General features: G+C 55.9%; 28 protein-coding genes. 13 read left to right on the top strand and 15 right to left on the bottom strand.

All coding sequences use genetic code 11. The features are described 5' to 3' along the window. Window positions 1-31: 31 nt before the first annotated feature. Window positions 32-388 carry a dihydroneopterin aldolase gene (gene folB, locus Q334_RS0116590; protein ID WP_027314184.1) on the top strand — a complete coding sequence of 119 codons (357 nt, stop codon included), beginning with the start codon at window positions 32-34 and terminating at the stop codon, window positions 386-388. Continuing rightward, window positions 388-927: a 2-amino-4-hydroxy-6-hydroxymethyldihydropteridine diphosphokinase gene (gene folK / locus Q334_RS19625; RefSeq protein ID WP_051527897.1), complete on the top strand. Its 540-nt coding sequence runs from the start codon at window positions 388-390 to the stop codon at window positions 925-927. Before folB ends, folK begins: the two co-directional genes overlap by 1 nt. Here folK and Q334_RS0116600 read toward each other — a convergent pair. Genes Q334_RS0116600 through lptD form a run of 8 tightly spaced genes read right to left on the bottom strand, consistent with a single transcriptional unit; the run spans window position 908 to window position 9,452 of the window. Then, window positions 908-1,996 (bottom strand): CCA tRNA nucleotidyltransferase, encoded by a 1,089-nt coding sequence (locus tag Q334_RS0116600; RefSeq protein ID WP_027314185.1) that lies wholly within the window; start codon window positions 1,994-1,996, stop codon window positions 908-910. The genes folK and Q334_RS0116600 overlap by 20 nt on opposite strands. A gap of 2 nt (window positions 1,997-1,998) precedes the next feature. Continuing rightward, window positions 1,999-2,316 carry a thiosulfate sulfurtransferase GlpE gene (gene glpE, locus Q334_RS0116605; RefSeq protein ID WP_027314186.1) on the bottom strand — a complete coding sequence of 106 codons (318 nt, stop codon included), beginning with the start codon at window positions 2,314-2,316 and terminating at the stop codon, window positions 1,999-2,001. A 21-nt stretch (window positions 2,317-2,337) separates the two neighbouring features. Then, window positions 2,338-3,156 carry a symmetrical bis(5'-nucleosyl)-tetraphosphatase gene (locus tag Q334_RS0116610; RefSeq protein WP_027314187.1) on the bottom strand — a complete coding sequence of 273 codons (819 nt, stop codon included), beginning with the start codon at window positions 3,154-3,156 and terminating at the stop codon, window positions 2,338-2,340. A gap of 6 nt (window positions 3,157-3,162) precedes the next feature. Then, window positions 3,163-3,537 (bottom strand): Co2+/Mg2+ efflux protein ApaG, encoded by a 375-nt coding sequence (gene apaG, locus Q334_RS0116615; RefSeq protein ID WP_027314188.1) that lies wholly within the window; start codon window positions 3,535-3,537, stop codon window positions 3,163-3,165. After that, the gene (gene rsmA / locus Q334_RS0116620) at window positions 3,530-4,357 is read right to left on the bottom strand and encodes a 16S rRNA (adenine(1518)-N(6)/adenine(1519)-N(6))-dimethyltransferase RsmA (protein ID WP_027314189.1); all 828 of its coding nucleotides are present in this window, start codon (window positions 4,355-4,357) and stop codon (window positions 3,530-3,532) included. The genes apaG and rsmA overlap by 8 nt, the downstream gene beginning before the upstream one ends. Next, window positions 4,354-5,358 carry a 4-hydroxythreonine-4-phosphate dehydrogenase PdxA gene (pdxA, locus tag Q334_RS0116625; protein WP_035461869.1) on the bottom strand — a complete coding sequence of 335 codons (1,005 nt, stop codon included), beginning with the start codon at window positions 5,356-5,358 and terminating at the stop codon, window positions 4,354-4,356. Before pdxA ends, rsmA begins: the two co-directional genes overlap by 4 nt. Beyond that, entirely contained in the window at window positions 5,333-6,619 is a 1,287-nt protein-coding gene (locus Q334_RS0116630) for a peptidylprolyl isomerase (RefSeq protein WP_162157444.1), read from the bottom strand. Before Q334_RS0116630 ends, pdxA begins: the two co-directional genes overlap by 26 nt. Further along, window positions 6,600-9,452, bottom strand: a complete 2,853-nt coding sequence (gene lptD / locus Q334_RS0116635; protein WP_027314192.1) for an LPS-assembly protein LptD — start codon at window positions 9,450-9,452, stop codon at window positions 6,600-6,602. Before lptD ends, Q334_RS0116630 begins: the two co-directional genes overlap by 20 nt. Before the next feature lie 67 nt (window positions 9,453-9,519). Here lptD and Q334_RS19630 point away from each other — a divergent pair, with 67 nt between their 5' ends. From Q334_RS19630 to djlA, 3 genes are read left to right on the top strand one after another with little or no spacing between them, the layout of a single operon-like run. Then, entirely contained in the window at window positions 9,520-10,611 is a 1,092-nt protein-coding gene (locus Q334_RS19630; protein ID WP_051527898.1) for an aminoglycoside phosphotransferase family protein, read from the top strand. Continuing rightward, on the top strand, window positions 10,608-11,288 hold the full coding sequence (murU, locus tag Q334_RS0116645; RefSeq protein ID WP_027314193.1) for an N-acetylmuramate alpha-1-phosphate uridylyltransferase MurU: 681 nt from the start codon (window positions 10,608-10,610) through the stop codon (window positions 11,286-11,288). Before Q334_RS19630 ends, murU begins: the two co-directional genes overlap by 4 nt. Continuing rightward, window positions 11,285-12,109 (top strand): co-chaperone DjlA, encoded by an 825-nt coding sequence (djlA, locus tag Q334_RS0116650; protein WP_027314194.1) that lies wholly within the window; start codon window positions 11,285-11,287, stop codon window positions 12,107-12,109. The genes murU and djlA overlap by 4 nt, the downstream gene beginning before the upstream one ends. A 129-nt stretch (window positions 12,110-12,238) precedes the next feature. On the opposite strand, the gene Q334_RS0116655 is transcribed toward djlA, so the two are convergent. Next, on the bottom strand, window positions 12,239-13,324 hold the full coding sequence (locus Q334_RS0116655; RefSeq protein WP_027314195.1) for a DUF3530 family protein: 1,086 nt from the start codon (window positions 13,322-13,324) through the stop codon (window positions 12,239-12,241). Between the two features lie 46 nt (window positions 13,325-13,370). Here Q334_RS0116655 and rpe point away from each other — a divergent pair, with 46 nt between their 5' ends. The 8 genes from rpe to Q334_RS0116695 all read left to right on the top strand — a co-directional run bounded on the left by rpe (window position 13,371) and on the right by Q334_RS0116695 (window position 19,640). Beyond that, the gene (gene rpe / locus Q334_RS0116660) at window positions 13,371-14,051 is read left to right on the top strand and encodes a ribulose-phosphate 3-epimerase (protein WP_027314196.1); all 681 of its coding nucleotides are present in this window, start codon (window positions 13,371-13,373) and stop codon (window positions 14,049-14,051) included. After that, complete coding sequence (locus tag Q334_RS19635) at window positions 14,048-14,740, top strand: phosphoglycolate phosphatase (RefSeq protein ID WP_035461925.1); 693 nt, start codon at window positions 14,048-14,050, stop codon at window positions 14,738-14,740. The genes rpe and Q334_RS19635 overlap by 4 nt, the downstream gene beginning before the upstream one ends. Before the next feature lie 160 nt (window positions 14,741-14,900). After that, window positions 14,901-16,382 carry an anthranilate synthase component I gene (gene trpE, locus Q334_RS0116670; RefSeq protein WP_027314197.1) on the top strand — a complete coding sequence of 494 codons (1,482 nt, stop codon included), beginning with the start codon at window positions 14,901-14,903 and terminating at the stop codon, window positions 16,380-16,382. A gap of 8 nt (window positions 16,383-16,390) precedes the next feature. Then, the gene (locus tag Q334_RS0116675; protein WP_027314198.1) at window positions 16,391-16,969 is read left to right on the top strand and encodes an aminodeoxychorismate/anthranilate synthase component II; all 579 of its coding nucleotides are present in this window, start codon (window positions 16,391-16,393) and stop codon (window positions 16,967-16,969) included. A 10-nt stretch (window positions 16,970-16,979) separates the two neighbouring features. Beyond that, a complete protein-coding gene (trpD, locus tag Q334_RS0116680; protein ID WP_027314199.1) occupies window positions 16,980-18,014 on the top strand; it encodes an anthranilate phosphoribosyltransferase in 1,035 nt (344 codons plus the stop codon). Further along, window positions 18,011-18,814, top strand: coding sequence for an indole-3-glycerol phosphate synthase TrpC (gene trpC, locus Q334_RS0116685; RefSeq protein WP_027314200.1), 804 nt, complete (start codon window positions 18,011-18,013; stop codon window positions 18,812-18,814). The genes trpD and trpC overlap by 4 nt, the downstream gene beginning before the upstream one ends. A 101-nt stretch (window positions 18,815-18,915) precedes the next feature. Continuing rightward, window positions 18,916-19,338, top strand: coding sequence for an OsmC family protein (locus tag Q334_RS0116690; protein ID WP_027314201.1), 423 nt, complete (start codon window positions 18,916-18,918; stop codon window positions 19,336-19,338). A gap of 80 nt (window positions 19,339-19,418) precedes the next feature. Continuing rightward, complete coding sequence (locus Q334_RS0116695) at window positions 19,419-19,640, top strand: VF530 family protein (protein WP_027314202.1); 222 nt, start codon at window positions 19,419-19,421, stop codon at window positions 19,638-19,640. A 91-nt stretch (window positions 19,641-19,731) separates the two neighbouring features. Here the strand turns inward: Q334_RS0116695 and Q334_RS0116700 are convergent, their stop codons facing one another. The 6 genes from Q334_RS0116700 to Q334_RS0116725 form a co-directional block, all read right to left on the bottom strand. After that, entirely contained in the window at window positions 19,732-20,934 is a 1,203-nt protein-coding gene (locus tag Q334_RS0116700) for an MFS transporter (protein WP_035461870.1), read from the bottom strand. Between the two features lie 213 nt (window positions 20,935-21,147). Continuing rightward, window positions 21,148-22,014: a LysR family transcriptional regulator gene (locus Q334_RS0116705; RefSeq protein ID WP_027314204.1), complete on the bottom strand. Its 867-nt coding sequence runs from the start codon at window positions 22,012-22,014 to the stop codon at window positions 21,148-21,150. Window positions 22,015-22,028: 14 nt separating this feature from the next. Next, window positions 22,029-22,580, bottom strand: a complete 552-nt coding sequence (locus Q334_RS0116710; protein WP_051527899.1) for a winged helix DNA-binding protein — start codon at window positions 22,578-22,580, stop codon at window positions 22,029-22,031. Between the two features lie 9 nt (window positions 22,581-22,589). Further along, the gene (locus tag Q334_RS0116715) at window positions 22,590-23,891 is read right to left on the bottom strand and encodes a TRAP transporter large permease (protein WP_027314206.1); all 1,302 of its coding nucleotides are present in this window, start codon (window positions 23,889-23,891) and stop codon (window positions 22,590-22,592) included. A gap of 4 nt (window positions 23,892-23,895) precedes the next feature. After that, complete coding sequence (locus tag Q334_RS19640; RefSeq protein WP_051527900.1) at window positions 23,896-24,432, bottom strand: TRAP transporter small permease; 537 nt, start codon at window positions 24,430-24,432, stop codon at window positions 23,896-23,898. A gap of 51 nt (window positions 24,433-24,483) precedes the next feature. Then, entirely contained in the window at window positions 24,484-25,479 is a 996-nt protein-coding gene (locus Q334_RS0116725) for a TRAP transporter substrate-binding protein (RefSeq protein ID WP_027314207.1), read from the bottom strand. Window positions 25,480-25,587 lie beyond the last annotated feature (108 nt).

Raw genomic sequence — 25,587 nt, forward strand, 5'->3', positions numbered from 1 at the left:
GTCGTTAATGCAGCGGCCCGATGAGAGAGCGATGGATAAGGTATTTATCAAGGGGTTGGCGATTGAGACCCTGATTGGCATCTATGACTGGGAGCGGCAAATTCGCCAGCGCTTACTGTTGGATTTGGAGCTGGCGGTCGATATTCGCCAAGCCGCTGCAGGGGATGATATTGAGCATACTCTGAGCTACAAAACGGTGGCAGATCGTCTGCAACAGTTTGTCGGAGAGAGTGAGTTCTTATTGGTAGAGACTCTGGCGGAGGAAGTGGCGCGTCTGCTACAGCAAGAGTTCCAGGTGCCCTGGCTACGGCTGCGGGTGGCTAAACCCGGTGCAGTCGTAGCGGCGGAAACGGTAGGGGTGGAAATCGAACGGGGTGAGTGGCGCTGATGGTGAAGGTATGGCTGGGGCTGGGCTCGAATCAGCAAGCTGACTATCACATTGCCGCTGGCTTACAGGCTTTGCAGCAGGTGTTTGGTCATTTGCGGGTGTCGCCGATTTATCGCTGTGCGGCGGTAGGCTTTAGTGGCCCGGCTTTCTATAACCTGGTGGTGGAGTTGCATACGGATTGGAGCCTGGACTCCCTGGCGCAGTGGTTGCGACAGCTGGAGTATCGCTATGGTCGACCGGCGCAGGCGCAAAAATACAGTGGCCGCACCCTGGATATTGATATTTTGAGCTATGCCGATTATTGCGGCAGTTATCCTTTGGCCGGGCGGCAGCGCGTGCAATTGCCACGTGAAGACTTGCTCCAGCCCTTTGTCTTGGCACCCTTGGCGGCTCTGGCACCGGAGGCTTGTGCGCCTGGCCAGGCACAGAGTTGTCAGCAGTTATGGCAGCTACATTTTCCTGCGGGTCTGGCAGGGCTCAATTATGAGGAAGTGCGGCTCGACTGGCAGGCTCCCCTGGCTATCCCCCAGGCAAGTTAAGTGTTCTGAGGGCATCCAGGCGTAACTGGCGTAAGGCCGCACCAAAGGCTTTCCCCCGCAAGCCAGCCTGCTGCAGATCGCGATAATCCAGTTGTTGTAAGCACTCAAGTGCGTGTTGCCAGTCTGTTGCTGCTAGCTGGTCGTGACTGCATTGCAGTGTGGCTAAGAGCAGAGTAAAGCGCTCCGGGCGGCGTAGGGCATCACAGCCTTCCAGGGTGGCTAAGAGATGCTCGCTGCTGGGCTGGGACTGCAGCAGTGCCGGCCCCTGTTGTTGGCAGAGTTGTGCCAGTTGCAGGCAGTCTTTTGGGGGGCGTAAGGCGTTGGCCCAGTTGGCAGGAAAGTTAGCCAGTTCGCACACTAGGGCATAACGACCTGCCAGTGGCAGGGCCTGTTGCTGTGCACGTCGCAGCACGATATCGGCTTGCGCTGACCAGGGGATTAAGTCTGGCAAAAGATGAGGCAGCGCCTGACAGGCATCCAGTACCTGGAAGAAGGTTTCTGGATGCGGCTCTAACAGTGCCCGGCTCATTTCTTTCCAGATCCGCTCAGGGGTGAGGTAGCTGAGTTCACCGCTTTGACTCAGTTGGCTCATCAAGCTCAGCGTCTCTTCGGCAACCTGAAAACCATACTCCTGATAACGGGCGGCAAAGCGGGCTACCCGCAATACGCGCAATGGATCTTCGGCAAATGCGGGGGATAAATGGCGTAAGCGACGTTGTTGCAAGTCCTGCAGACCACCATAGGGGTCATGGAGTACGCCTTGCTGATCTTTCGCCATGGCGTTGATGCTGAGATCGCGTCTGAGTAAGTCTTGCTCCAGGGTAACGCTGGGGTCACTGATGCAGGCAAAACCGGTGTAACCGTGGCCGCTTTTACGTTCGGTACGGGCCAGAGCGTATTCTTCCTGGGTTTGGGGGTGTAAAAAGACGGGAAAGTCTTTCCCCACAGGCTGGTAACCAAGCGCCAGCATTTGCTCCGGTGTGGCCCCCACCACTAACCAGTCCCGTTCGCTGACGGGGCGACCGAGCAACTCATCCCGTACCGCGCCCCCAACCAGATAAATCTGCATGCTTAGTCCTGGCTGACCAGTTCAGGATAGAGCCCGCGCCATTGTTCAAAGCCACCGTTAAGGCTAAACACCTGATCAAAACCACGCTCCGCCAGGAAGTTAGCTGCACTTTGGCTGGAGTGGCCGTGATAGCACACCACCAATAAGGGCTGATCGGGGTCCGCCTCCTGCAAAAACTGCTCTAGGTTTTGGTTACTCAGGTGAACGGCGCCGGGCAGATGGCCCTGGGCAAAGCTGGCCGGATCTCGGATGTCGGCAATCTGCAGCGGCTGCTCCAGCATGGTTTTGGCTTGGGCCGGTTCAATGCATTGATAACTCATGGTGGGCTCCTGAGGGTTAGCTTATTCGAGAGACTGAGGTTGCTGGCTGGCGACGCTAAAGCGTTGTCCGTCTTCCAGGCGCTGAGCGGTCAGGCAATTGCCCCAAACACAACCGGTATCCAGCGCAATGGCGTCATGCATGCCGGTTTTCCCCTGCAGGGCTGCCCAGTGCCCAAAGTAAATATGGGCCCCGGCCCATTCCGGGTTGGGGTAATAAAACCAGGCCTGATAACCGAGGGGGGCCTTGTCGAGTTCGCTCTTACTCTTTAATTCGAGTTCGCCATGGGGGCCGACAAAACGCATGCGGGTGAAATAGTTGGTAATCAAGCGCAGCCGTTCGATCCCTTGTAAGTCAGGGCGCCAGCAGTCTGGTTGATTGCCATACATCTGTGCCAGAAAGCTCTGATAGCGGGGGCTGCGCAGCACTTGCTGAAGTTCCTGGGCGCGGGCTTGGGCTTCATTCACTGACCAAATGGGCGGCAGTCCGGCGTGGACTAACACCTGGCGTCCCTCAACGTGCAATAACGGCTGCTGGCGTAACCAGTCGAGCAACTCTTCCCGATCTGGCGCATCCAGAATCGCTTGCAGGGTGTCGCCTTTCTTCTGATGGGCTAAGCCTGCGGCCACGGCCAACAAGTGCAGGTCATGGTTGCCGAGGACGGTGACGGCGCGTTGGCCGAGACTTTTCACCAGGCGCAGGGTTTCCAGCGAGCCAGGGCCCCGGTTGACTAAATCACCGGTCAACCAGAGCCGGTCATCCTGATTGAATTCAATCAGTTCAAGGAGTTGGCAAAGTTCGGCGTAACAGCCTTGAATATCACCGATAACGTAGGTTGCCATAGCGCCTTAATGTAATGCGTGGGGGCGGGCCAGGGTAAAAGCAGGGATCTCTGCCTGGAATTCATGGCCATCCTCGGCCTGAAAGAGGTAGTGACCGCGCATGCTGCCAACTGCGGTGGCCAGGACGCAGCCGCTGGTGTATTCATAGCTCTCGCCAGGGGCGATTAGCGGTTGTTCGCCTACCACGCCCATTCCCTGGACTTCCTGTACTTCTTCGTTGCCATCAGTAATCAACCAGTAACGGCTAAGGAGCTGGGCGCTCAATTGGCCGGTATTGCGAATGTTGATGGTATAGGTGAAGACGTAGCGGTTTTCTTCTGGTACCGATTGGTCTTCCATATAGCGGGTACGTACCTCAACGGCAATGGCGTAATCACTCATCTGCCTCTCCTTGTTGCTGGCGCAGACTCACTAACAGGTCACTCAGGCGGACATAGTCGGCCAATGTTAGGTGCTCTGGACGATCAGAGGGATTAAGGCCAAGGCTTTCAATTTGCTCACTGCTGAGGAGTGGCTTGAGGGTATTGCGTAGCGTTTTGCGGCGCTGACTGAACGCAGTGCGCACGACTTCCTCCAGGGCTTTGCGGTCCTGGGCGGGATGGGGGCGTTCGTTATGGGGAACCAGACGGACAATAGCCGAATCCACCTTGGGGGGAGGGTTAAAGGCGCCGGGGCCGACAATAAACAGTGGCTGCACGGCACAGTCGTACTGGGCCATGATGCCAAGACGGCCATAGTTGGCATCACCTGGACCGGCGGCTAAACGCTCCACTACTTCCTTCTGCAGCATAAAGTGCATATCGGCCACCAGGCCGGTGTAAGACAGCAGATGGAAGATCAGCGGGGTTGAGATGTTATAGGGCAGGTTGCCCACGATGCGTAACTTCTCGCCGGGCTGCGCCAGACTGGCAAAGTCAAACTTAAGTGCATCGGCCTCGTGCACACGTAGGCCATCAATATGGCGGAAAAGGTTAGTGCGCAAAATGGGGATCAGATCACGATCCAGCTCCACTACATCCATTTCGCCTGCGGCGGCAATAATTTCCTGGGTCAGGGCGCCCATGCCAGGGCCGATTTCCACCAGGCGTTGGCCTGGTTGTGGATGTATCGCTTTGACGATGCGGCCAATGACGCCGGCATCATGCAAAAAGTTTTGGCCAAAGCGCTTACGCGCCTGAAATGCTTGGGGTTTGTTGCTCATATTGAATCGTTCATGGCAGCCATTTCGGCTGCATAGGCTAAAGCGGTGCGGAGGCTGCCACTGTCTGCTTGGCCGGTGGCGGCAAGATCTAGGGCGGTGCCGTGGTCTACAGAAGTGCGGATGATGGGCAGTCCAAGGGTGATATTGACGGCATTGCCAAAGCCTAGATGTTTCAGCACAGGTAGGCCCTGATCATGGTACATGGCCAACACGGCATCGGCATTCTGCAGATATTTGGGGGTGAACAGGGTGTCGGCAGGTAGAGGTCCGATCAGGTTCAGCCCCTCGTCGCGTAGTTGTTCAAGGGTGGGAATGATAATGTCCAGCTCTTCCCGACCTAAGTGGCCACCTTCTCCGGCGTGGGGGTTGAGGCCCGCTACCAGAATGCGTGGTGCGGGCAAACCGAACCAGCGTTGTAAGTCCTGCTGCAGGATGCGGCTGACCTGGCTGATACGGGCAGGAGTGATGGCATCGGCTACCTGGCGTAAGGGCAAATGGGTGGTGACCAGTGCCACCTTGAGGCCGGGGCAGGCGAGCATCATCACCACCCGTTCTACCCCACAGCGCTCCTGCAGGTATTCGGTATGACCACTAAAGGCAATGCCCGCTTCATTAATGACGCCCTTGTGTACAGGTGCGGTCACCATGGCGGCAAAGTCACCGGCCAAGCAGCCATCAATGGCTGTATCCAGGGTTTGCAGCACTGCCTGGGCATTGGCAGGGTTGAGTAGGCCTGCTTGCACGGGGCTGGAAAGGGGGATGTCAAGCACGCTGAGCTGACCGGCAGCGCAATAGCTGTCTTGCCCCGTTTGCCAGGGGTGGAGCTGAATAGGCAGCTGCAGTTGGGCAGCGCGTTGCTGTAACAACTCCGCCGAAGTCACAGCAACCCATCCCTGCTGACGATTTTGTTGTGCCAGTTGCAGCAGAATATCGGGGCCAATACCTGCAGGCTCGCCGCAGGTAATTGCCAGGGGTTTAGATCTTGTAGTCAATGTAGGCATTGGCCTGGATTTCTCGTAGCCAGTTCTGCAGCTCTTCGTCATAGCGACGCTTACGCAGAATATTGCGGGCTTCCGCTTCCAGCAGAGTCTGACTCATATCGGTATCACGGCGCTCCAGCACCTGGATAATATGCCAGCCAAATTCAGAGCGAACGGGTTGGCTCATGGCGCCGACAGCGAGGTTGTTCATGGTTTGCTCGAAGACTTCGACGGTCTGGCCAGGGTTGACCCAGTTAAGATCGCCGCCGGCTAGTTTGGAGCCGGTATCATCGGTGTACTCGCGCGCCAGGTTGCCAAAATCTTCGCCTTTTTGAATGCGGCTATGGATTTGCTCGGCCAATAAGCGGGCTTGCTCGTCAGAACGAATCGCGGTGGGCTTGATCAGAATATGACGAGCATGGGTCTGTTGAATGATGGATTGCTGTGCTCCTTCCCGCGCGACCAACTTCAGCAGATGAAAACCGCTGGGGGTACGAATGGGCTGGGAAACTTCACCAATGGTCATGTCTGGCACCACATCGGCAAAGATGCTGGGAATTTCTGCCGGGGCACGCCAGCCCAGATCTCCTCCTTCGAGGGCAGTCTGTCCGCGTGAGTGAGCAACCGCTAACTGGGCAAAGTCCGCCCCCTGTTGCAGCTGCTGATACAGAGTCTCAGCGGCTTGCTGTACCTGCTGAATCTGCTCAGGGGAGGGGGCATCAGGCAGGGGGAGCAAAATATGGGAGAGACGGTAACGCAGCGTGCCCAGAATGGAGTTAGGGCTGCTCAGCAGCTGTTTTACTTCCTGATCGGAGATCCGAATCCGGCTGTTGACTGCCTGGGCTTGCAGCCGTTGGATCAGCAGGGTATTGCGGATTTCATCGCGGAAATGCTCAAAGGAATTGCCCTCGGCCTGGAGCGCATCTCGGAATTGCGCCAGCGTCATGCCATTGCTTTCTGCAGTGCGCATTAGGGTTTGGTTGAGCTCGCTATCGCTTACTCGAATTCCCCGCTCTTTAGCGAGGTTAACCTGCAAACGCTCGACGGCCAGTTGCTCCAGCACCTGGCGTTGTAGCTGCTCCATGGGTGGCAGTGGTTGTCCCCGAAAACGGTCCTGCACAATGCGGACACGCTGTTGCAGATCACTGACCAAGACCACATCGTTATCCACGATGGCAGCAATAGCGTCAATGGTTTGTGCAGCTTGCGTTTGAGGGGCAAGCAGGGCGCCCACCAAGAGCAGTGGGCACAGAAGTCGGTGTTTAACGGCTGTTAAGTTCACGTTCATTGAATCCTGTAATGCCTTCCAGTACGGATTTAGTATTGGCGCCATCTCCCTGCACGGTGTCAAAGCCGGCCAATCCCTTCAAGATAAATTGTAAAAAGACGCCATTGCGGTTGCGCTCTGCCACCGGGGCGTCGCCGTCGTACCAGTGACGATGCATGCCACGGATGCGCCAGCAGCAGTTTTCATATTCCAAACCAATCAAGGTCTCAAGTGAGCGCTTTTCTTTCAGGTCGTGATTCCAGCGCGCCAGCAGAGAGTACTGTGCTGAGAGCGGCCAAATAAACGACAGATCAGTCTGATACTCTTCGTTATTTCTGTCCAGCCCATCGGCTTCAGGGTGGTCTTTGAAGTAGCGCCGTACCCGGAAACTGGCGATGTGATCCTGATCGCTTTGATAGCGTAGCGTTAAACTGCGGTCGGTGAGCAGGTCGTATTTGCCGCTGTAGACCAGATCGCCATAGAGGCGGACATTTTCATGCAGCCCAACCTCGGCTCGCCCAGCAATAGGTGACACTTGGGTTGTGAGGTCTGGATCGCTGGCGTTGAGGCGGACTTTGCGGTCGCTGAAATAGTAAGCCTGGCCGGCTCCTAGTAGCAGACGTTGAACCCCTTCATCGTCAAAGAAACGGGTAGTCAGGCCATAGGAAACCTGGTTCATGTCAGCTAAGCGATCTTCACCGCTGAAGCGTCGATCGCGCCAGAGTTGATCATAGTTAAAGCTGAATTGGTCAGTATCAAACAGCGGCAGTTGATCCTGATCTCGGTAGGGGGTGTACACATAGAATAAGCGCGGCTCTAAAGTTTGGCGCAGGCGTTGATTGCCTAGTTGGTACTCCCGTTCGGCGGCCAGTCCGGTATCCAAACTGAAGGTTGGCAGGAAAATACTAGGCGAGGTGTCTTGCCCGGCTTGGGTGTTTTCCAGCTGATAGAAACGTTGGTTTAAGCGAACACGAGGAATGACATGGGCCCAGGGGCGAATCCACTCATAACGACTGTTCAACTCAGCCAGACTGCGCTGCCCTTCGACTTTAGTGGTGGCAGTCAGATTTTGTGGATGACGGGTAAAGTAGGTGTATTGGCCACGATAGTTGGCGGCCAGGGCCCGATTATCTTCCGGAATTGTCCCTTGTACATCTAGACGGGGCATTTCCTGGTAGGGGCCTGTGGTGGTGGCATCCAGCGTTTGATAGCGCTTGAAGCGAATCCCCGCATTCCACAGGGGCTGGTAGTAGCGCAGACTGACTTCTTGGTCGAGGTGGCTATCCGTATCCACTTTTAGCTTAGTGGATAGATCACGCAGATAGTCTTTGTCACTGACTTTGGTCGCATTAATAGTGCTATGCCAACCCTGCCAGGGGGTGCCCTGGTGAGTGATGCCAGCTAGCCATCGAGCATCACCGGTTTTGTCATCGTAAGGCAGTAAGGCGGCGTTAAAGACGTTGTAAGAGTAGTGATTGAGGTAACGGAATTCACTCTCCACCAGCAGGCCGCGCTTTTCGATGATGCGAGGGGTCAGGGTGGCGTCATAGTTGGGCGCCAGATTAAGGTAGTAGGGTAATGCGATCTCCAGACCTGAATTCTTGGTGTGGCGCACGCTGGGGTAAAGGAAGCCTGACTTACGCTCATCGGAAATCGGGAAACTGAACCAGGGCAGGTAGAACACCGGCACATTGCCCAGGCGCAGGGTGGCGTTGCGAGCCTCGCCAAAACCTTCGGCATGATAAAGGTTGATCTCAGTGCCGAGAATTGACCAGCTGTTATTACCGGGTTCGCAGCGGGTAAAAGAGGCCTGGCGTAGCTGGGTGACGGCGCCTGGATATGTCTGGATGGCAACGGCTTCACCACGCAATTGGCGCGCCTGCTGGACATATTCCACATTGTTGAGCTGATTACGGCCATTGGCCATATCCAGTTGACCACTTTGCCCCACTACCAAGAGGCCTGGCTCTCGGTAGCGAATGTTGCCCTTCAAACTGACTAGCTCTTGCGCTTGGTCATATTCGGCATAGTCGGCGCTGATGCGCTGAGCACCACGTCGCATCTGCACTGGGCCGTACAGCTGAGTGTTTTCATTCAGTCGGGTTTCTGAGCGTTCTGCCAGCAAGTAGGTCTGTTGCTGGTCGCTGGGCAGCTGCAGATCATCTGCACTGAAAGCAGGCTCAATGTATTGGCCACTGCAATGGCTGAGCGGATCGACTCCCTGCGGATTAGCGTACCAGTCCAGATATGAATGCTGACCTGCAATGGCATTGGCCGGGGGGGATTCCAACGGCCAACCTTGGACGCCGGCATATTGCCGCGGTTGTGCCAAGGTGGGCGAGGCAACGCTGTCGGTGGCGCGGTTAGTGGTGGTGGCAGAGGCTTCCGCACTGTTTGTTGCTGTTGCAGTATTTGTAGTTGCCGCTGGTTCGGCAACGGCCTCTGGCAAAATACGGCTGCTGGTTTCCGCGGCCAGGGTGCTAGTAGCAGCTTCTGCTGTGGCATCACTCGCCTGCGCGCTGGGTTGGACTGCAGCAGGGGTAGGCTCAGGTGCGCTTGGCGGTGCTTGGGTGCTAGAAGGTGCAGGAGGCGCTTGCTCCTGACTAGCAGCGCTCATCTCTGGCGCCACTGCGTCAGTTGTCACTGCTGGTGCTGCGTCAATGGCATAAGACTGAACGGCACTGCCGGCCTCAGGGTTGGGGCTGCAATTCCATTGGCCATTGGCTAGTTGGCTGCACTGCCAGTCATTGCCTTGGGCAGCAGCGACACTCTGGGACTGCTGCATTACAATGAGGGCGGTGCTGATAGCCAACATCAAGGGTGTTTTGACGAAGCGAGGGGCTGCCATGCCGGTTCCATTTGTTGATGCGCTCGGGACAAGGTGGGCATGATAAACCAGATCGTAGATCAGAGGAATGACAGGGTTGGCTAGTGTGGTGGATAAGCAGGGGCGTGAGTGGGCACTGCAAAGATGGGTGAAACAGCAGCTCGGATTACAGCAAGAGCATACGGGCGGTTGGCCTGCGGGTTGGCATTGGTCGATAGCCTCTGCGGATGCGAGCTTTCGTCGTTATTTTCGCCTGTCCGCCGACGGTGGGCGGAGTTGGATTGCGGCTGATGCGCCGCCAGCAACGGAAAATAGTCAGGCATTCGTGGCGCTGGCTCAGCACTGGCGGGTTGCGAAGCTACCTGTGCCAGAAGTATTGGGTTGGGATTATCAACAGGGCTTTTTGTTGCTCGAAGACTTAGGTGATTGTGATCTGGCCAGTCAGATTCAGCCACAGAACGCCGCTCAGCAGTATCAACGGGCGTTACAGTTGTTGCCCTTGCTGGCGGTACAAAGTGATCCGCTGGCTTATCCGTTACCTCAATACGATGCCAAGATGCTGGCTTTTGAGTTGGGGATTTTTCAAGAGTGGGTATTAGAACGGGAGCTGTGCTGGGCACCGGGTGAATGGTTGCAGACTTATCAACAGGCTCAGGATTATTTGATTGATGCTGCTCTTTCCCAGCCACAGGTTTGTGTGCATCGGGATTTTCATAGTCGCAATCTGATGCTTGATCCCCAAGGCCAGTTACGTCTGATTGATATTCAGGGGGCGGTGCGTGGGCCTCTTGCCTATGATGCGGTATCGCTACTGCGGGATTGTTATTTACGTTGGCCGGTGGCACTGGTGCAAAGTTTGCGTCAAGAGGCGGAAGCCTTGTATCGTCAGGCAGGTGTGCTGACGTCCGAGCACAGCAGTGCTGATTTTGAACGTTGGTTCGACTTGATTGGGGTGCAGCGGCATCTGAAGGCAGTGGGGCTCTTTATTCGCCTTGCTCGTCGGGATGGCAAGCCCGGCTATTTAGATGCCATTCCCCGTACCCTGAGTTATGTTGTAGAACAGTGCCAGCGTTATGCTGGTCTGCATGCCCTGGGGGCGATGCTGCAGCAACAGGTGATTCCTGCCTTGCAGCACTCAGGGATGTTCAGCTGTGAAGCCCAGAAGGACTGGATACTATGAAAGCAATGATTCTGGCCGCCGGACGCGGGGAGCGTATGCGTCCGCTGACCGATACCCAGCCCAAGCCTCTGCTGCAAGTAGGGGGGCAAGCCCTGATTGAGTACCACCTGCAGCGTTTGGCGCAGGCGGGTATTAATGAGGTTGTTATTAACCATGCCTGGTTGGGTGACCAGATTGAGCAGCTACTGGGCGACGGTAGTCGCTATGGCGTGCAGATTCAGTACTCCGTTGAAGGTGAGCAGGTGCTGGAAACTGGCGGCGGCATTTTTAAGGCACTGCCTTTGCTAGGAAATGATCCCTTTCTGGTGATCAATGGTGATGTCTGGATAGATTATGACTTCAGCCAACTCCCCAGCCTGCATGACAAAGACGTGGCCCATTTGGTGATGGTGCCTAACCCTGCCCATAACCCGGATGCAGACTTTGCTCTCTATGAAGGCCGTCTATATCTGGATAAAGAGCTGGGTACTCCCTGTACCTTTGCGGGTTTGAGCCTGCTGCACCCCTTGCTCTTCACTTACTGTGAAGGGGAGGCCGAACGCTTCCGTCTCGCTCCCCTGCTGCGCTTAGCCATGCTGGAAGGGCGGGTGAGTGGTGAGCTGTTCCAAGGGGATTGGGTCGATGTCGGCACCCCGGAACGTTTGGCTGAACTGGATGCGCGAGTTAGTGCCAAGTGAGTAGTCCCTGGTTAGCTAATTTGCGTCAGCACCGTACCGGTGTCTTGATTGGTGGCTTACTGGGACTCAGTGGTGGTCCGGTAGGAGTCATCTTCGGTGCCGGTGTGGGCTATTGGTTGGATAAAAAGCTGCGCGAGCACCTGGATCCAGGTAGCCAGCTAGAGGTGCAGCGCACTTTCTTCGAGGCCACTTTTACAGTGATGGGCCGTTTGGCCAAGGCTGATGGGCGGGTAACCGAGCATGAGATTGCCTTTGCTGAAGAAGTGATGCGGCGGATGAACCTGACCGCCAGTCTGCGTCAGGAGGCGATTGCTCTCTTTAACCGAGGTAAGAGCGCAGAGATTGAGCTAGCTGAGGTGCTGGAGCCGCTGGAGCGAGCCTTTAAGCACAGCCTTTCGCTGCGTTTAATGTTTGTTGAGGTGCAGATCCAAGCAGCTTTGGTGGATGGACAGCTCTCACAGCCGGAGCTTGAAATTCTGCAGCGAGTCTGTGTCAGTCTGGGGATTGGGTTGCCTGAGTTCCAGCTGATGGTGCGTCGAGTGCAGGCGCAACAAGAGTTTCATCGCTGGCAGCACCAAAACGGAGGCCAGGCGAGCTCCAGCCAAGGCGGCTTGCAAGAAGCTTATGGGGTGCTGGGGGTAAGCGCTGAGAACAGCGATGCAGAGGTGAAAAAAGCCTACCGCCGTCTAATGAGTCAGCATCATCCGGATAAGCTAGTGGCAAAAGGGCTGCCGGATGAAATGCTACAGTTGGCTAAAGAAAAAACTCAGGAAATCCAAGCCGCCTACGAGCGAGTGAAAAGTGCCAGAGGTATGGTATAGCTCGTGGAGCCCTTCTGTTTGCCTTTACGCTCTGCTCTCTGTCGTGTGACGCCGCTTGGCGGTAAATAAGCGGCGTTTACCTATACTGTCAGCACTTTTCAATTAGCACTCTCAGTTAGTAATGCGTGGCTAGGTTGCAGCGGCGTTTGCACTGAGATCAACAGGGCGTTCTTGCTGACGTGTCTTTAGCCAGCCACGAATACGCTGGACCAAGACTTTGCCTTCTGCAGCTGGATGGTGAGGGCGAGGGCTAAGGCGCAGTTGTTCATAGCTTAAGCGGTTATAGCGGCGGGCATTGTCACGGCGTAACTTGGCGGCCCCCTGGATTTGATTAGCCAGGTAAAGGTCTAGCACTGGATTATCCAAGCCCGCCAGGGTACTGAGCAGATCAATGGGCTCTGGATCTCCCGCCTCTTTGGCATTCACCATCACTAGCGTCAGTTCTGCATCGGCGCGTGCAGCCAGGTAACGTGCGGCCAGGCTTGCCCCTGTGCCAACACCAATAAAGACCACCTTTTCCAGACCTCGGGCTTTGAGGTAATCCTCCGCTAATTGCAAACGTTGATTAATCAGCTCGGCATAGACGACTTCTTCGCCTAGCGGTTCGCTGGGGGAAGGGGGGGCAGCCTCCGCTGTAGCTGGTTTTCCCTCGGGTAGCGCAGGGTTTGCTACAGGGGGAGCGGCGCTATCCTGGGCTGCGCTGTTTTCCTCATTGGCAGCAGGTGTGACCTCGTCTGGATTGATTAAGACGGGCAAGTCCCGTTTGGGGTGGGGGTGAACGGGTAAAGGTGGGATGGCAATGCTCAGGGTCTGCCAGCCGTAGTCGGCTAAGCCTGTACGCAATGCCTGTACTGGTCCCGGCCAGTCGGGGTGGGTGCCATCCTCCGCCACCAAAACGATACCCCCCATGGCCTGGGGAGTGTTATGCAGTACATAGAGGCCGAGGAACGCATCCTCGGCTTCACCTAAACTCAGTACCTGAGTGGGGGGATGCTGCTGTTGCGCCAGCACAGCAAGCTGCAAGGCTTGAGGGTCAAGGTGGATATGCTCAGTAGGTGCGTTTGGGGCACTCTCATCACTGCCGGAGGGAGACTCGTTGGCAGCAGCGGCTTCGCTAGCGGGTTGTTCTTCGGCATGCGCTGGGCTCAACGCCAGGATAAGAGCAAGGCCCAGGCCAGCGATCCAGTCGCGTCCTGCAATTCGGCGGCTTTTCACGTACAATGGCGCCCCTGTTGCTGGTTTGCGAAAGCGGGAAATTCTCATGGCTGATTACCTGATTGCACCTTCCATCCTTTCTGCCGATTTTGCCCGTTTGGGCGCAGAAGTCGAGGCCGTCCTGGCGGCTGGAGCGGATATTGTTCATTTCGATGTGATGGATAACCACTATGTGCCGAACTTGACCATCGGTCCGATGGTCTGCCAAGCCCTGCGTAAGTACGGCATTCAGGCTCCTATCGATGTGCATCTGATGGTGAAACCGGTTGACCGCATGATCGGTGACTTTATCGAAGCAGGGGCCAGTTACATCACCTTCCATCCCGAAGCATCCGAACATATTGACCGCTCGCTGCAGTTAATTCGCGCAGGTGGGTGCAAGAGCGGTCTGGTATTTAACCCAGCGACGCCGTTGCATTGCTTGGAGTATGTGCTGGACAAGGTCGACATGATTCTATTGATGTCGGTTAACCCGGGATTTGGTGGGCAGAAATTTATTCCAGGGACGCTGGATAAGCTGCGCCAGGCGCGCGAGCTGATCGACAAGAGTGGGCTGGATATTCGTCTGGAAATTGATGGCGGAGTCGGGGTGGCCAATATTGCCGAAATCGCGGCCGCCGGAGCAGATACCTTTGTGGCGGGTTCCGCTATTTTTAACAGCCCTGATTATGCTGCCACTTTGGCAGCGATGCGGGCAGAGCTGGCCAAGGTGTCGTCTAACGGATGAGCCAGTTGCTGCGAACACTTTTTGCTGGTGATTTACCCCGGGCTATTCTGTTTGACCTGGACGGCACCCTGATCGACTCGGTGCCGGATTTGGCCTGGGCGGTACAACAAATGCAGGCAGGGCTGGGGATGCCCCCAGCCAGTGAAGAGCAGGTGCGTGCCTGGGTGGGCAATGGCGCGGCGGTATTGGTAGCACGCGCCCTCACGGGGCAGCAAGCGATAACAGCAGAGGCTGTTGATGCTGCGTTGTTCAGCCGTGCGATGGCGGCCTTTCGCCAGGCCTACGCAGCGACTGGTGCCAGCCGCAGCCGGTTATATCCAGGGGTGATGGCAGCGCTGCAACGCGCCCGTCAACAAGGCGTGGCGCTGGGCCTGGTGACTAATAAACCCTTGGAGTTTACCTTGCCGATCTTGGCGCACTTTGCCCTCAGTGACACCTTTGCGGTGGTATTGGGGGGGGAGTGCCTGCCAGAACGGAAGCCCCATCCTCTGCCACTGCTGGTGGCCTGTCAGCGCTTAGAGGTAGAGCCGCAGCAGGCGTTGATGGTAGGGGACTCGCGTCACGATGTGGCGGCGGCCAAAGCCGCTGGGATCAAAGTGGTGGCGCTGCCTTATGGTTATAACCACGGTGAACCTATCGAACTGAGTCAGCCTGATAAGGTAGTTGCGCGCCTGGATGCGCTGTTATAGTGTAGGGCCCGGTCAATCTTAGAGTTTTATTCTTCACCATGATGAGTCTGCACCACTGCTGCGCCCTGCAGGCGCGGTTAGGCAATGAACGTTGGCGATGGCGGGCCTGAGCTGAAGCTCCGCAGTACCTTCGTTTTCCTTTTGCTAGTGAGTGGACATCATGACCCGCGATGAATTTGCGGCCCTGGCTGACCAGGGTTTTAACCGTATTCCTGTAGCCAAAGAAGTCTTGGCTGATCTCGATACCCCTCTTTCCTGTTATTTGAAACTGGCCGATGGCCCTTATTCTTATTTGCTCGAATCGGTACAGGGTGGCGAGCAATGGGGGCGCTATTCCATTATCGGTTTGCCCTGCCGTACCCGCTTGCGCATCAATGGCAGCCAGATTCAGGTAGAGCAGGATGATCAGGTGCTGGAACAGACCGAAATGGCTGATCCCCTGGTGTTTGTTGAGCAGTTCCAACAACGCTACCTTGTTCCCCAGCGCCCTGAGTTGCCGCGTTTTACCGGTGGTTTAGTGGGCTACTTTGGCTATGACAGCGTGCGCTATATTGAGCCACGACTGCTGGCGGGCCAGCCTCAAGATGAGCTGCATACTCCAGATGTGCTGTTACTGGTGTCCGATGAGGTGGTGGTATTTGATAACCTCAGCGGCAAGTTGATGGTAATCGTCCATGCGGATCCGAGTGAGGCAGATGCCCTGGCCAAGGCGCATCAGCGTCTGGATGAACTGATTGCCCGTTTGCGGCAACCGTTGACGGCACGTCCGCTGTTGGCCCATCAACGTCAGGTTGAAGAGCAGGACTTCCGCTCCGGCTTTACCGAGCAGGGGTTCAAAACGGCGGTGGATAAAATCAAGGATTACATCCTCGCCGGTGACTGCATGCAGGTCGTGCTCTCCCAGCGTATGAGTGTGCCATTCAAGGCCAAACCGCTGGAACTCTATCGCGCCCTGCGTAGCCTTAATCCCTCTCCTTATATGTATCTGTTTAATCTGGATGCCTTCCATATTGTCGGCTCGTCACCGGAAATCCTGGCCCGTCTGGAAGATGGCATGGTTACCGTGCGTCCCATTGCCGGAACCCGTAAGCGTGGCGCCACCACGGAGCAGGATAAGGCACTGGAGCAGGATCTGCTGCAGGATCCAAAAGAACTGGCGGAGCACCTGATGCTGATTGACCTGGGCCGGAATGATGTGGGTCGGGTGGCGGAGATCGGCACGGTGCAATTGACCGACAAAATGGTGGTCGAGCGTTATTCCCACGTGATGCATATCGTCTCCAATGTACAGGGCCGTCTGCGCGAAGGCTTAGGGGCAATGGATGTACTGCGGGCTGCACATCCGGCGGGCACCCTGAGCGGGGCGCCGAAAATCCGGGCAATGGAAATTATCGATGAACTGGAGCCGGTTAAACGGGGCGTCTATGGCGGTGCGGTCGGCTACCTGTCCTGGAGCGGTAATATGGATACGGCGATTGCCATTCGCACCGCTGTGATTAAAGACGACACCCTCTATCTGCAAGCGGGTGCAGGGGTGGTCGCGGATTCGGTCCCTGAGCTGGAATGGCAGGAGACCCTTAATAAGGGCCGCGCACTTTTTCGTGCGGTAGCAATGGCTGAACAGGGTCTGGATGGGATTTGAGGTGCTTTATGCTGTTAATGATCGATAACTACGACTCCTTCACCTATAACGTGGTGCAGTACTTTGGCGAGTTGGGGGCCAAGGTCAAGGTGATGCGTAATGATGAAATTACCCTGGCGGATATTGAGGCGATGCAGCCGCGTCATCTGGTGATTTCTCCTGGCCCCTGTACACCGAATGAAGCGGGCATCTCAATGGCTGCCATTCGTCACTTTGCCGGTCAGCTGCCGATCCTGGGTATTTGCCTGGGACATCAGAGTATTGGTCAGGTGTTTGGTGGCAATATTGTCCGTGCTGGCCAGGTGATGCATGGCAAGACCTCCCTGGTACATCATAAGAATCTGGGGGTATTTGCTGGCTTGAATAACCCTCTGACCGCGACCCGTTACCATTCTTTGGTGATCGACAAAGCATCCTTACCAGAATGTTTAGAGATTACCGCTTGGACTGAGCGGGAGGACGGCCATATAGAAGAGATAATGGGCGTTCGTCATACTACCCTTGATGTGGAAGGGGTACAGTTTCACCCAGAATCCATTCTGACCGAGCAGGGACATGCACTGCTGGCCAACTTTCTGAAACGCTAGGGGGCAGCTAATGAATATGCAACAGGCCATCCGCCATGTGATGCAACGCCATGACTTCAGCACTGAACAAATGCAGGAAGTGGTGGAATTAATCATGACCGGCGAGGCGACCCCCGCCCAAATAGGCGGCTTTCTGATTGGCTTGGCCATGAAAGGCGAGACGGTGGCGGAAATCACCGGTGCCGCCAGGGCCATGCGCGGGTTGGCCACCAAAGTGAATCTGGCAGGACAACATCTGGTGGATACCTGTGGTACCGGTGGTGATGGTGCCCATGTGTTTAACATCTCTACGGCTAGTGCCTTTGTGGTTGCGGCGGCAGGTGGCCAGGTGGCCAAGCATGGTAACCGCTCGGTGTCTTCGTCCAGCGGCTCTGCCGATGTGTTGGAGGCGGCAGGAGTGGCGTTGAGCTTATCACCTGAGCAGGTGGCTGCTTGCGTTGAGCAAGTGGGTGTCGGCTTTATGTTTGCCCCCGCCCATCACAGTGCAATGAAGCATGCGATTGGCCCCCGGCGGGAAATGGGAGTGCGCACGATTTTCAATCTGCTGGGTCCCTTGACTAATCCTGCCCAGGCGCCGAATCAGGTGCTGGGCGTGTTCAGCCATCGTTGGATCCGGCCAATCGCCGAAGTGTTGCAGTCTCTGGGGGCAGAGCACGTATTGGTAGTTCACGCCTCCGATGGCTTGGATGAAATCAGCGTCGCTTCGGAAACCTTCGTTGCCGAACTCAAAGACGGTCGTATTCGTGAGTATCAGATTAACCCTGAGCAGTTTGGCATTGCCCGTAGCCCCTTGAATGAACTCTGTGTGGAAACCCCTGAAGCGAGTTTAGCGATGATTAAGCTGGCGCTATCCGGTGAGGGTGGCTCCGCCACGGATATTGTTCGCTTGAATGCCGGCGCAGCTATTTATGCCTGCGGTTTAGCGGACTCACTACAGCAGGGAATTGACCAGGCCACTGATGTGATTGTCAGTGGCGCCGCCCTGGCCAAGCTCAAGCAGCTGGCCGACTTTACCCAACAACTGACGGAGAATCAGGCCGGATGAGCAGCTGCGCCCCCACCGTATTACGCCGCATTATTGAGCGCAAAGTGCAAGAGGTGCAGGAGCGCCAGGCCAGCGTCAGTATCAGTGATCTACAGGCACGTATTGCCAGCCAATTGCCCTGTCGGGGCTTTTACCAGGCGATGCAGGCCAAGCTGGCTGCCGGTCAGTCGGCAGTAATTGCCGAGGCCAAAAAGGCTTCCCCCAGTAAAGGTTTGCTGCGGGCGGATTTTCGTCCGGCGGAAATTGCCGCCTCCTATGAGCGGGGTGGTGCGGCCTGCCTGTCGGTGTTGACCGATCGTGACTTCTTTCAGGGCCACGAGGACTATCTGATTGAAGCCCGTGCTGCCTGCCAACTGCCGGTGATTCGCAAAGACTTTATTATCGACCCCTATCAGGTCTATGAGGCCCGGGCGATTGGTGCGGATTGCATCCTGCTGATTGTTTCAGCGCTGGAGGATGGCCCCATGCAAGCCTTGCACGATCTTGCCCTGGAGTTGGGGATGGATGTGCTGGTGGAGGTGCATGATGAGGCGGAGCTGGAACGTGCTCTGCGCCTGTCGACTCCTCTGATCGGCATTAATAACCGTAACTTGCATACCTTCGAAGTCAGCCTGGACAACACCTACCGTTTGCTGGAGAAGATTCCAGCGGATCGTATCGTTGTGACCGAGAGCGGTATTCACTGCCGGGACGATGTGCAGGCGATGCGTGCCCATCAGGTCAACGCTTTCCTGGTAGGTGAAGCCTTTATGCGGGCGAGTGATCCTGGTGCCCAGCTGGCTGAGTTGTTCCAACCTTAATAGGGTGCAGACTGAACATCAGTGCCTGCTTGTTGCAGGCACTGTCATTATTAGGCAGCCGGCAGAAGTCCGGCTGTACCAATGAAGGAGCCTGAGTGTCCATGAAAGCCGTTATCAACTGGCAAGACAACGTTAACTTTCTGGCCGAAACCGGTAGTGGCCATCAGATTATGATGGATGGCTCACCAGACCACGGTGGGCAAAACAAAGGGGCCCGGCCGATGGAGTTACTCTTGGTTGGCCTGGGGGGCTGTACCTCCTTTGATGTGATGCTGATGCTGAAGAAATCCCGTCAGGAGGTCACCGATTGCCGTACCGAATTAACGGCGGAGCGTGCCGATGCGGTACCGGCGGTATTCACCAAGATCCATGTGCACTTTGTGGTAACCGGCCATAATTTGAAAGAAGCCCAGGTGAAGCGTGCGGTGGAGCTGTCAGCCGAGAAGTATTGTTCAGCCTCCATTATGTTGAGCCAGGGTGGGGTGGAAATTACCCATTCTTATGAAATCATCGCAGCAGCCTAACGGGGCTGGATCGCTGCCTGAAGGGAGCCCGGCCGCTATCTTGGGCCGGCTTGCCGAGGGGCCAATAACAAGGATTGAGAATGAATAGCCAAGCCAATAATCCCCTGCATGGCATTACCCTGGAGCAGGTTGTTACCCGTCTGCAGGCACACTATGGGTGGCAAGGGCTGGCTGAGCGGGTGGCATTGAACTGCTTTAAAAATGATCCTTCGATCAAGTCCAGCTTAAAGTTCTTGCGCAAAACACCTTGGGCGCGGGACAAGGTGGAAGCCCTCTTTATCGAGACCTTTGCCGGGCGCTAAGTCAGTCTGACCTGCCTGCTCCAGCCGTTATGGGGGCCAGCTTTGACCCCCACTCCCTTTGCTTGCGATGGCAGGCTTCCTGCTCGGATGATTACTTGGCGACGGCCAGTTCGCTAAAACGATCCTGATCTTTGATTGGCAGGTGAATAAACATAGCGAACAGCCCCAGGCCAATCGACAGCCACCACATCAGATCAAAGCTACCGGTAAGTTCCATCACCCAGCCCCCTAAGAAGGCGCCAAAGAAGCCGCCGATTTGGTGCGATAGCATCACCACCCCAAACAGTGTGGCCATATACGTAGGGCCAAACAGGTTGGCAACGGTGCCACTGGTTAAGGGCACGGTGGAGAGCCATAACAAGCCCATAGCGGCAGAGAACAGCAAAATCGTGGCCTGGGTTTTTGGGGCTAACCAAAACACCAGGATCACCAGTGCCCGCAGACCATAAATCAGTGATAACAGGTTTTTCGGTCGGTAGCGGCTGCCTAAATAGCCTGCACCTAAGGTGCCGACAATATTGGCTAAACCAATCATCGCCAATCCTTGAGCAGACACCTGACTGGGTAGACCACAGAGGCTGACAAACGCAGGCAAATAGGTGGCAATAAAGGCCACATGAAAACCACAGACAAAGAAACCCATATTCAACAGCCAGTAATTACGATCCTGGCCAGCTTGGCGCAGGGCCTGGCTAATGCTTTGGCTCGGAGCTTGCACACCCAGTTGTGCCTTACCTTTCAGCAGGTAAGCAGCGGGGATAATAGTCAGGCAGAGCAGGCCGAGGAAAATATAGGCATCTTGCCAACCGAGCTCGCGGTTGAGTAGATCCAGCAAGGGGGCCATTAAAAATTGGCCAAGCGAGCCACCTGCGGACGCCAGTCCAAGCGCTTGTGCCCGCTTTTGTGGCGGGAAGGCACGCCCCACTGCACCGAGAACCAAGCCAAAGGTGGTGGCGCCTACCCCTAACCCCAGCACAATGCCAAGTAGCATGTGTAACTGCCAGTTATAACTGACCCAGGCACAACCAATCAGACTCAGGCTGTAGAGCAGGGCGCCGATTGCTAGCACTCGTCCTGTGCCGTAACGGTCAGCGAGGATGCCGGCGAAGGGGGAGGCCAGTCCCCACATCAGGTTTTGAATGGCAAAGGCGAGGCCAACACCGGTCAGGGTCAGGCTGGTGGCGGCGACCATATCCGGGATTAGCAGGCTGAGGGTTTGGCGTACCCCCAGGTTTAAGCCGAGAATCAGACAGCCCGCGGCCAAGATGGCGCGAGGGTGGGATAGTACAGACATGCTGGCTCCTTGCATCAGCGCTGCTGCGTCGCAGCGGCAACGATCATGCTCTGCATTGTATGCATGGCTTGATGTTGAGGCTAATGCATAATTTGCAGCATCTTTATGCGTTTGCAGTATGAAGTGCAGGTGGAAAGATAAGTGTGTGATTCAGTCTGCAATACCGGTGTGCAGTGCAAGGAGTCGGCCATGCAAGCCAACTGCTGACCCTATTTAGTTTGCTTGGGTATGTAGGCTGAGCCAATCGAATAGGGGCTGCAACTCCCCCAGTTGTGGCCGACTGAATAGCCAGGCCTGGGCATTGTGATCATCCTGTGCCCAGTCCAGAGCTTCTACCCCGCGGGGGGCTTGATGACGCAGCAGATTAGTAGGGATATAACCGTAACCGGCACCGGCGGCAATCCATTCCAGCTGCAAATTATAGCTACCCACCTCCAGCAGACCGCCGGGACTGGCCTGATGTTGTTGTAAGCGGTGTAACAGCAGACGACGCTGGCCACAGCCCTGGGGCAATACCACAAAACTGGCGCCATCCAGCTCGGCCCAACTTTGCGGATGCTCGCTGCCCAGTGGGCCAATCAGGCTAAGGGATTCTTTATGCAGGGGATGATGATGGATAGCGCTGGGTAGTTTGAGTCGTGGGCCAACCATGGCAAGCAGAATATCCAATTGGCCTTCCGCCACCTGCTGCAATAACTCATGGCTCCAGCCGCAGCTGATGCTTAACTCCAACTGGGGAAAATGTTGCCGCAAGCGCTGTAGTTGTGGGCCATCCAGCAAGTGGGTGGCACCATTGCTGAGACCCAGGCGGCAGCGGCTGGCCAGTTGAGGCTGAAAGAGTTGCTGTAACTGCTGCCACTCTTGCAACAGTTTGCGGCACTGGGGCAGGGCTTTGCGTCCCTGTGGGGCTAACCGTGGCGGCTTGACGCTACGATCGAGCAATGTGGTGCCCAGGAATTCTTCCAAGCGTTGTATCTGGCGCGAGACCGCGGGTTGACTCAGGTGCAGCTGCTTGGCAGCCGCCTGAATCGAACCACTATCACAGAGGGCAACGAAGGCTCGCAGCTCACTTAGGTACATGCGGTAGGCTCAGCCTAGAGGGAAGCCGCGGCACGGGCTGCCTGATCATAAATCCCCGACAGGGCGCGCAGAAAGGCTCCTGTGTTGCTGATATCCTGCGGCGCAAAACCCAAGGCTTTCACCGACTCCAGCAGGCAGTCTTCACGAATTTCACGATAACGCTGGCACATTTGCTGGCCTAGCTCGGTGGTGCGATAGAGGGCCTCTTTACCGCGTTTTTCCGAGCTGACCACCTTCAGTTTCACCAGCTTTTTCAGCGCATAGGAAACGGTATGGGTGTCTTCGATATTCAATACCAGACAGATATCCGCTACCCGTTTGGCTCGCTCGCGGTGATTGATTGAGTGCAGCACCAGAATATCCAGTGAACCCAGCTCCGGCAGGCCACTGGCCGCCATACAGCGCACCATCCAACGGTTGAAGGCATGGCTGGCCATAATCAAACCAAACTCAAATTCAGACATTTCCGCCGCCTTGGCAGAGAGATGAGCAGAAGACACGATCGGCCCCACCAGCGAGGCTTTAAAGGCCGCTGCTTGGATGTCTTTATTGTTGTCTTCGCTCATCGTGACTCCTTAATTACCCATCTGATTTGGCAGGTAGGTAACTATATCCGGAAACAGGGTGATTAAAACCACTGCACTGAAAATCAACAGGAAGTAAGGCAATGCTGCCTGGGCAACCCGCAGAATATTTTGTCCGGTGAGCCCCTGGATGACAAAAAGGTTAAAGCCAACCGGTGGAGTGATCTGTGACATTTCCACTACGATCACCAGGTAGACACCAAACCAAAGCAGATCTATCCCTGCTGCCTCAACCATCGGCAGAATCACTGAAGTGGTCAGCACCACCACAGAAATACCATCGAGAAAGCAGCCCAGCAGGATAAAGAACAGGGTCAGTGCCAACAGCAGAGCATAGGGAGAGAGCTCAAACTGGCCAATCCAGGCTGCCAGTTCGCGTGGCAGACCACTAAAGCCCATGGCGGTGGTGAGATAGGCGGCCCCCAGCAAGATAAAGGCGATCATGGTGGAGGTGCTGACAGTCCCCATCAGGGCTTCTTTAAAAGTACGCAGGCTAAGGGAGCCATAACGCCAGGACAGTAAGTGAGCCAAGGCCACCCCAACGGCGGCAGACTCGGTCGGGGAGGCGAAGCCTGCATAGATACTACCGATGACACCGATGATTAAGAGCAGCACCGGAATCAGCCGGCGGGAGCGATACAACTTTTCCCCCAGGCTTAAATGCTCGTGTTCTTGCGGGACTTTGCTCGGATTGAGCCAGGACCAGATACAAAGGTAGCCAGCAAACATGGCCATCAGCATTAAGCCAGGCAGTACCCCGGCAATAAACAGGCGGGCAATCGACTGATCGGTGGCCACCCCGTACACAATCAGAATGATGGAGGGGGGAATCAGCAAGCCCAGGGTAGCGGAGCCTGCCAGGGTGCCGAGGATCTGTTTCTGGTCATAACCGCGTTTGGTCAGCTCAGGAATCGACATCTTGCCAATGGTGGCGGCGGTGGCGGCGGAAGAGCCGGAAACCGCCGCAAAAATACCGCAGCCCAGCACGTTGGTGTGCAGTAAACGACCCGGTACCCGGCCGAGCCAGGGGGCTAAGCCAGTAAACATGTCTTCCGACAGTTTGGAGCGAAATAGCACTTCCCCCATCCAGATAAACATCGGTAGGGCGGCCAGCTCCCAGGAGCTGCTGTGGCCAAAGAGAGTGAGGGCCAGGCTGTCACCAGCGGGAATCGAGGTAAACAGAGAAAGGGTCAACCAAGCTACCCCAGTCAGGGCAAAGGCCACCCATAACCCCGCACCCAACAAGAGCAACAGGGCACAGAGTAAAAACAGGCTGATACTGAGCATATCCATCGACTTACTCCTGATGGCCGCTGAGTTCGAGGGTGTGGAAATCACCTTGCCAGACTTCAACCCAGGTGTGTGCCAGCGCCAAACTTAACAGCGCAAGGCCGAGGGTCATCAAGCTTTGTGGGATCCACAGCAGAATCGGCACCATGCCAATGGAAACATCATTAAATTGGTAACTTTCCAGGGTGAGGGTCAAGGCAAACCAGCAGGCATAGAGGCTAAGCGCCAAGGCAATGGCCAGAATCAGTAACTCCAGGCGGCGGCGCCATAGCCAGCCAAGGCGTTGAATCAGCAGAGTCACGCGAATATGGCCACCGACACGAAAGGTATAACTAAGGCCGGCAAAGGTGGCGGTTAACAGCATAAAACCGGTGATTTCAGCGAGGCCCGGGATATGTAATCCCCAGGGTTGCTGGCCGATCAGACTCAGCAACTTATCCCATACCCGGCCTAATACCTGTAACAGAATTAACCCCATGATGGCGCACAGGTTGAGCGCGGCCAGGGCGCCACTAAAGCGATAGAGATTATTTAGCGCGTGCATAGAACACTCCTGGCCCACCCTTCCCAATCCTGAGAATGGTGGGCCCCAGGCTTATTGACGGTAAGCGTCCAGCACCGCTTGACCTTCGGCACCAGCGTTTTCCAGCCAGTTCTGCTCCATCTGCGCGCCTACCTTTTTCAGATCGGAGGTCAGATCCGCATTGGGCTCGGATACTTTAATGCCATTGGCTTTCAGCTCGTCTAGCATTTTGGCGGTCTCTTGACGGCTCATTTCCCAGCCACGCTGTTCGGCGGTTTCGGCAGCCTTAAGTAGTTTGGCCTGGGTGTCGGCGTCCAGACGCTTAAAGGCCTTGGCATTCACAATCACCATATTTTTCGGTAGCCACAGCTGAGCATGGTTGAAGTCACTGAGGAAATCCCAGGCTTTGGAGTTCACCCCAGTGGAGGGAGAGGTGATCATGGCATCTACCCGGCCAGTGCTGAAGGCAGTGGGGATATCAGGCACTTCCACCTGGGTGGGCACTGAGCCGAGCAGCACCGCCAGAGTTTCACTGGACTCGTTATAGGCACGCATTTTTACCCCGGCCAGGTCTTCGATCTGGTTGACCGGGAATTTGGTGTAAATCCCCTGGGGAGGCCAGGGCACAGCAAATAGTAGTTGTAGACCTTGGGCTTCCAGCTTGGTGGACAGGGCTTGTTTGGAGGCTTGCCAGAGTTTCCAGGCTTCATCGTAGTTGGTTGCCAGGAAAGGCACGGAGTCGACCTCAAAGAGTGCATCTTCATTGGCCAGGCGCGACATGATCAGTTCGCCAATAGGAACCAAGCCCTTGCGCACGGCATTTTTAATTTCCGGATGTTTAATCAGGGAGCCGTTAGAGTGCACGGTGATTTGCAGCTCACCTGCGCTGGCCTCTGCTACTTCTTTGGCAAACTCACGGATGTTTTCGGTATGGAAGGTTTTATCGCCATAGGGAGTTGGCATATCCCAGGTGGTGGCAGCCTGCACGCTACTTGCCAGCAGGGTGGCGCTGAGGCCCAGAGCGCTGAGCATCGCGGTGAAGGTCAGGCGCGGAGTTCTGGTTTGCATCGTTGTTATCCTTGTTAGTGTTGTTGGATAACTCCCGACATGCAGGAGGGTGCGCATGCAGGAAGTGGTTAGCTTTTGTACAGAGACCCTTATCAAAGTAGACAGCTG

The organism is Balneatrix alpica DSM 16621, from assembly GCF_000619885.1.
Classification (GTDB): domain Bacteria; phylum Pseudomonadota; class Gammaproteobacteria; order Pseudomonadales; family Balneatricaceae; genus Balneatrix; species Balneatrix alpica.

What these genes read in the sequence shown, in the direction of transcription:
- trpD (WP_027314199.1), top strand. Translation starts at nt 16,980, where the DNA reads ATGAATATGCAACAGGCCATCCGCCATGTGATGCAACGCCATGACTTC.
- rpe (WP_027314196.1), top strand. Translation starts at nt 13,371, where the DNA reads ATGGCTGATTACCTGATTGCACCTTCCATCCTTTCTGCCGATTTTGCC.
- Q334_RS0116695 (WP_027314202.1), top strand. Translation starts at nt 19,419, where the DNA reads ATGAATAGCCAAGCCAATAATCCCCTGCATGGCATTACCCTGGAGCAG.
- Q334_RS19630 (WP_051527898.1), top strand. Translation starts at nt 9,520, where the DNA reads ATGACAGGGTTGGCTAGTGTGGTGGATAAGCAGGGGCGTGAGTGGGCA.
- glpE (WP_027314186.1), bottom strand. Translation starts at nt 2,316, where the DNA reads ATGAGTTATCAATGCATTGAACCGGCCCAAGCCAAAACCATGCTGGAG.
- folB (WP_027314184.1), top strand. Translation starts at nt 32, where the DNA reads ATGGATAAGGTATTTATCAAGGGGTTGGCGATTGAGACCCTGATTGGC.
- lptD (WP_027314192.1), bottom strand. Translation starts at nt 9,452, where the DNA reads ATGGCAGCCCCTCGCTTCGTCAAAACACCCTTGATGTTGGCTATCAGC.
- Q334_RS0116710 (WP_051527899.1), bottom strand. Translation starts at nt 22,580, where the DNA reads ATGAGCGAAGACAACAATAAAGACATCCAAGCAGCGGCCTTTAAAGCC.
- Q334_RS0116675 (WP_027314198.1), top strand. Translation starts at nt 16,391, where the DNA reads ATGCTGTTAATGATCGATAACTACGACTCCTTCACCTATAACGTGGTG.
- Q334_RS0116600 (WP_027314185.1), bottom strand. Translation starts at nt 1,996, where the DNA reads ATGCAGATTTATCTGGTTGGGGGCGCGGTACGGGATGAGTTGCTCGGT.
- murU (WP_027314193.1), top strand. Translation starts at nt 10,608, where the DNA reads ATGAAAGCAATGATTCTGGCCGCCGGACGCGGGGAGCGTATGCGTCCG.
- Q334_RS0116690 (WP_027314201.1), top strand. Translation starts at nt 18,916, where the DNA reads ATGAAAGCCGTTATCAACTGGCAAGACAACGTTAACTTTCTGGCCGAA.
- Q334_RS0116610 (WP_027314187.1), bottom strand. Translation starts at nt 3,156, where the DNA reads ATGGCAACCTACGTTATCGGTGATATTCAAGGCTGTTACGCCGAACTT.
- trpC (WP_027314200.1), top strand. Translation starts at nt 18,011, where the DNA reads ATGAGCAGCTGCGCCCCCACCGTATTACGCCGCATTATTGAGCGCAAA.
- rsmA (WP_027314189.1), bottom strand. Translation starts at nt 4,357, where the DNA reads ATGAGCAACAAACCCCAAGCATTTCAGGCGCGTAAGCGCTTTGGCCAA.
- folK (WP_051527897.1), top strand. Translation starts at nt 388, where the DNA reads ATGGTGAAGGTATGGCTGGGGCTGGGCTCGAATCAGCAAGCTGACTAT.
- Q334_RS0116725 (WP_027314207.1), bottom strand. Translation starts at nt 25,479, where the DNA reads ATGCAAACCAGAACTCCGCGCCTGACCTTCACCGCGATGCTCAGCGCT.
- Q334_RS19635 (WP_035461925.1), top strand. Translation starts at nt 14,048, where the DNA reads ATGAGCCAGTTGCTGCGAACACTTTTTGCTGGTGATTTACCCCGGGCT.
- Q334_RS0116700 (WP_035461870.1), bottom strand. Translation starts at nt 20,934, where the DNA reads ATGTCTGTACTATCCCACCCTCGCGCCATCTTGGCCGCGGGCTGTCTG.
- pdxA (WP_035461869.1), bottom strand. Translation starts at nt 5,358, where the DNA reads ATGCCTACATTGACTACAAGATCTAAACCCCTGGCAATTACCTGCGGC.
- Q334_RS19640 (WP_051527900.1), bottom strand. Translation starts at nt 24,432, where the DNA reads ATGCACGCGCTAAATAATCTCTATCGCTTTAGTGGCGCCCTGGCCGCG.
- trpE (WP_027314197.1), top strand. Translation starts at nt 14,901, where the DNA reads ATGACCCGCGATGAATTTGCGGCCCTGGCTGACCAGGGTTTTAACCGT.
- Q334_RS0116705 (WP_027314204.1), bottom strand. Translation starts at nt 22,014, where the DNA reads ATGTACCTAAGTGAGCTGCGAGCCTTCGTTGCCCTCTGTGATAGTGGT.
- Q334_RS0116715 (WP_027314206.1), bottom strand. Translation starts at nt 23,891, where the DNA reads ATGGATATGCTCAGTATCAGCCTGTTTTTACTCTGTGCCCTGTTGCTC.
- apaG (WP_027314188.1), bottom strand. Translation starts at nt 3,537, where the DNA reads ATGAGTGATTACGCCATTGCCGTTGAGGTACGTACCCGCTATATGGAA.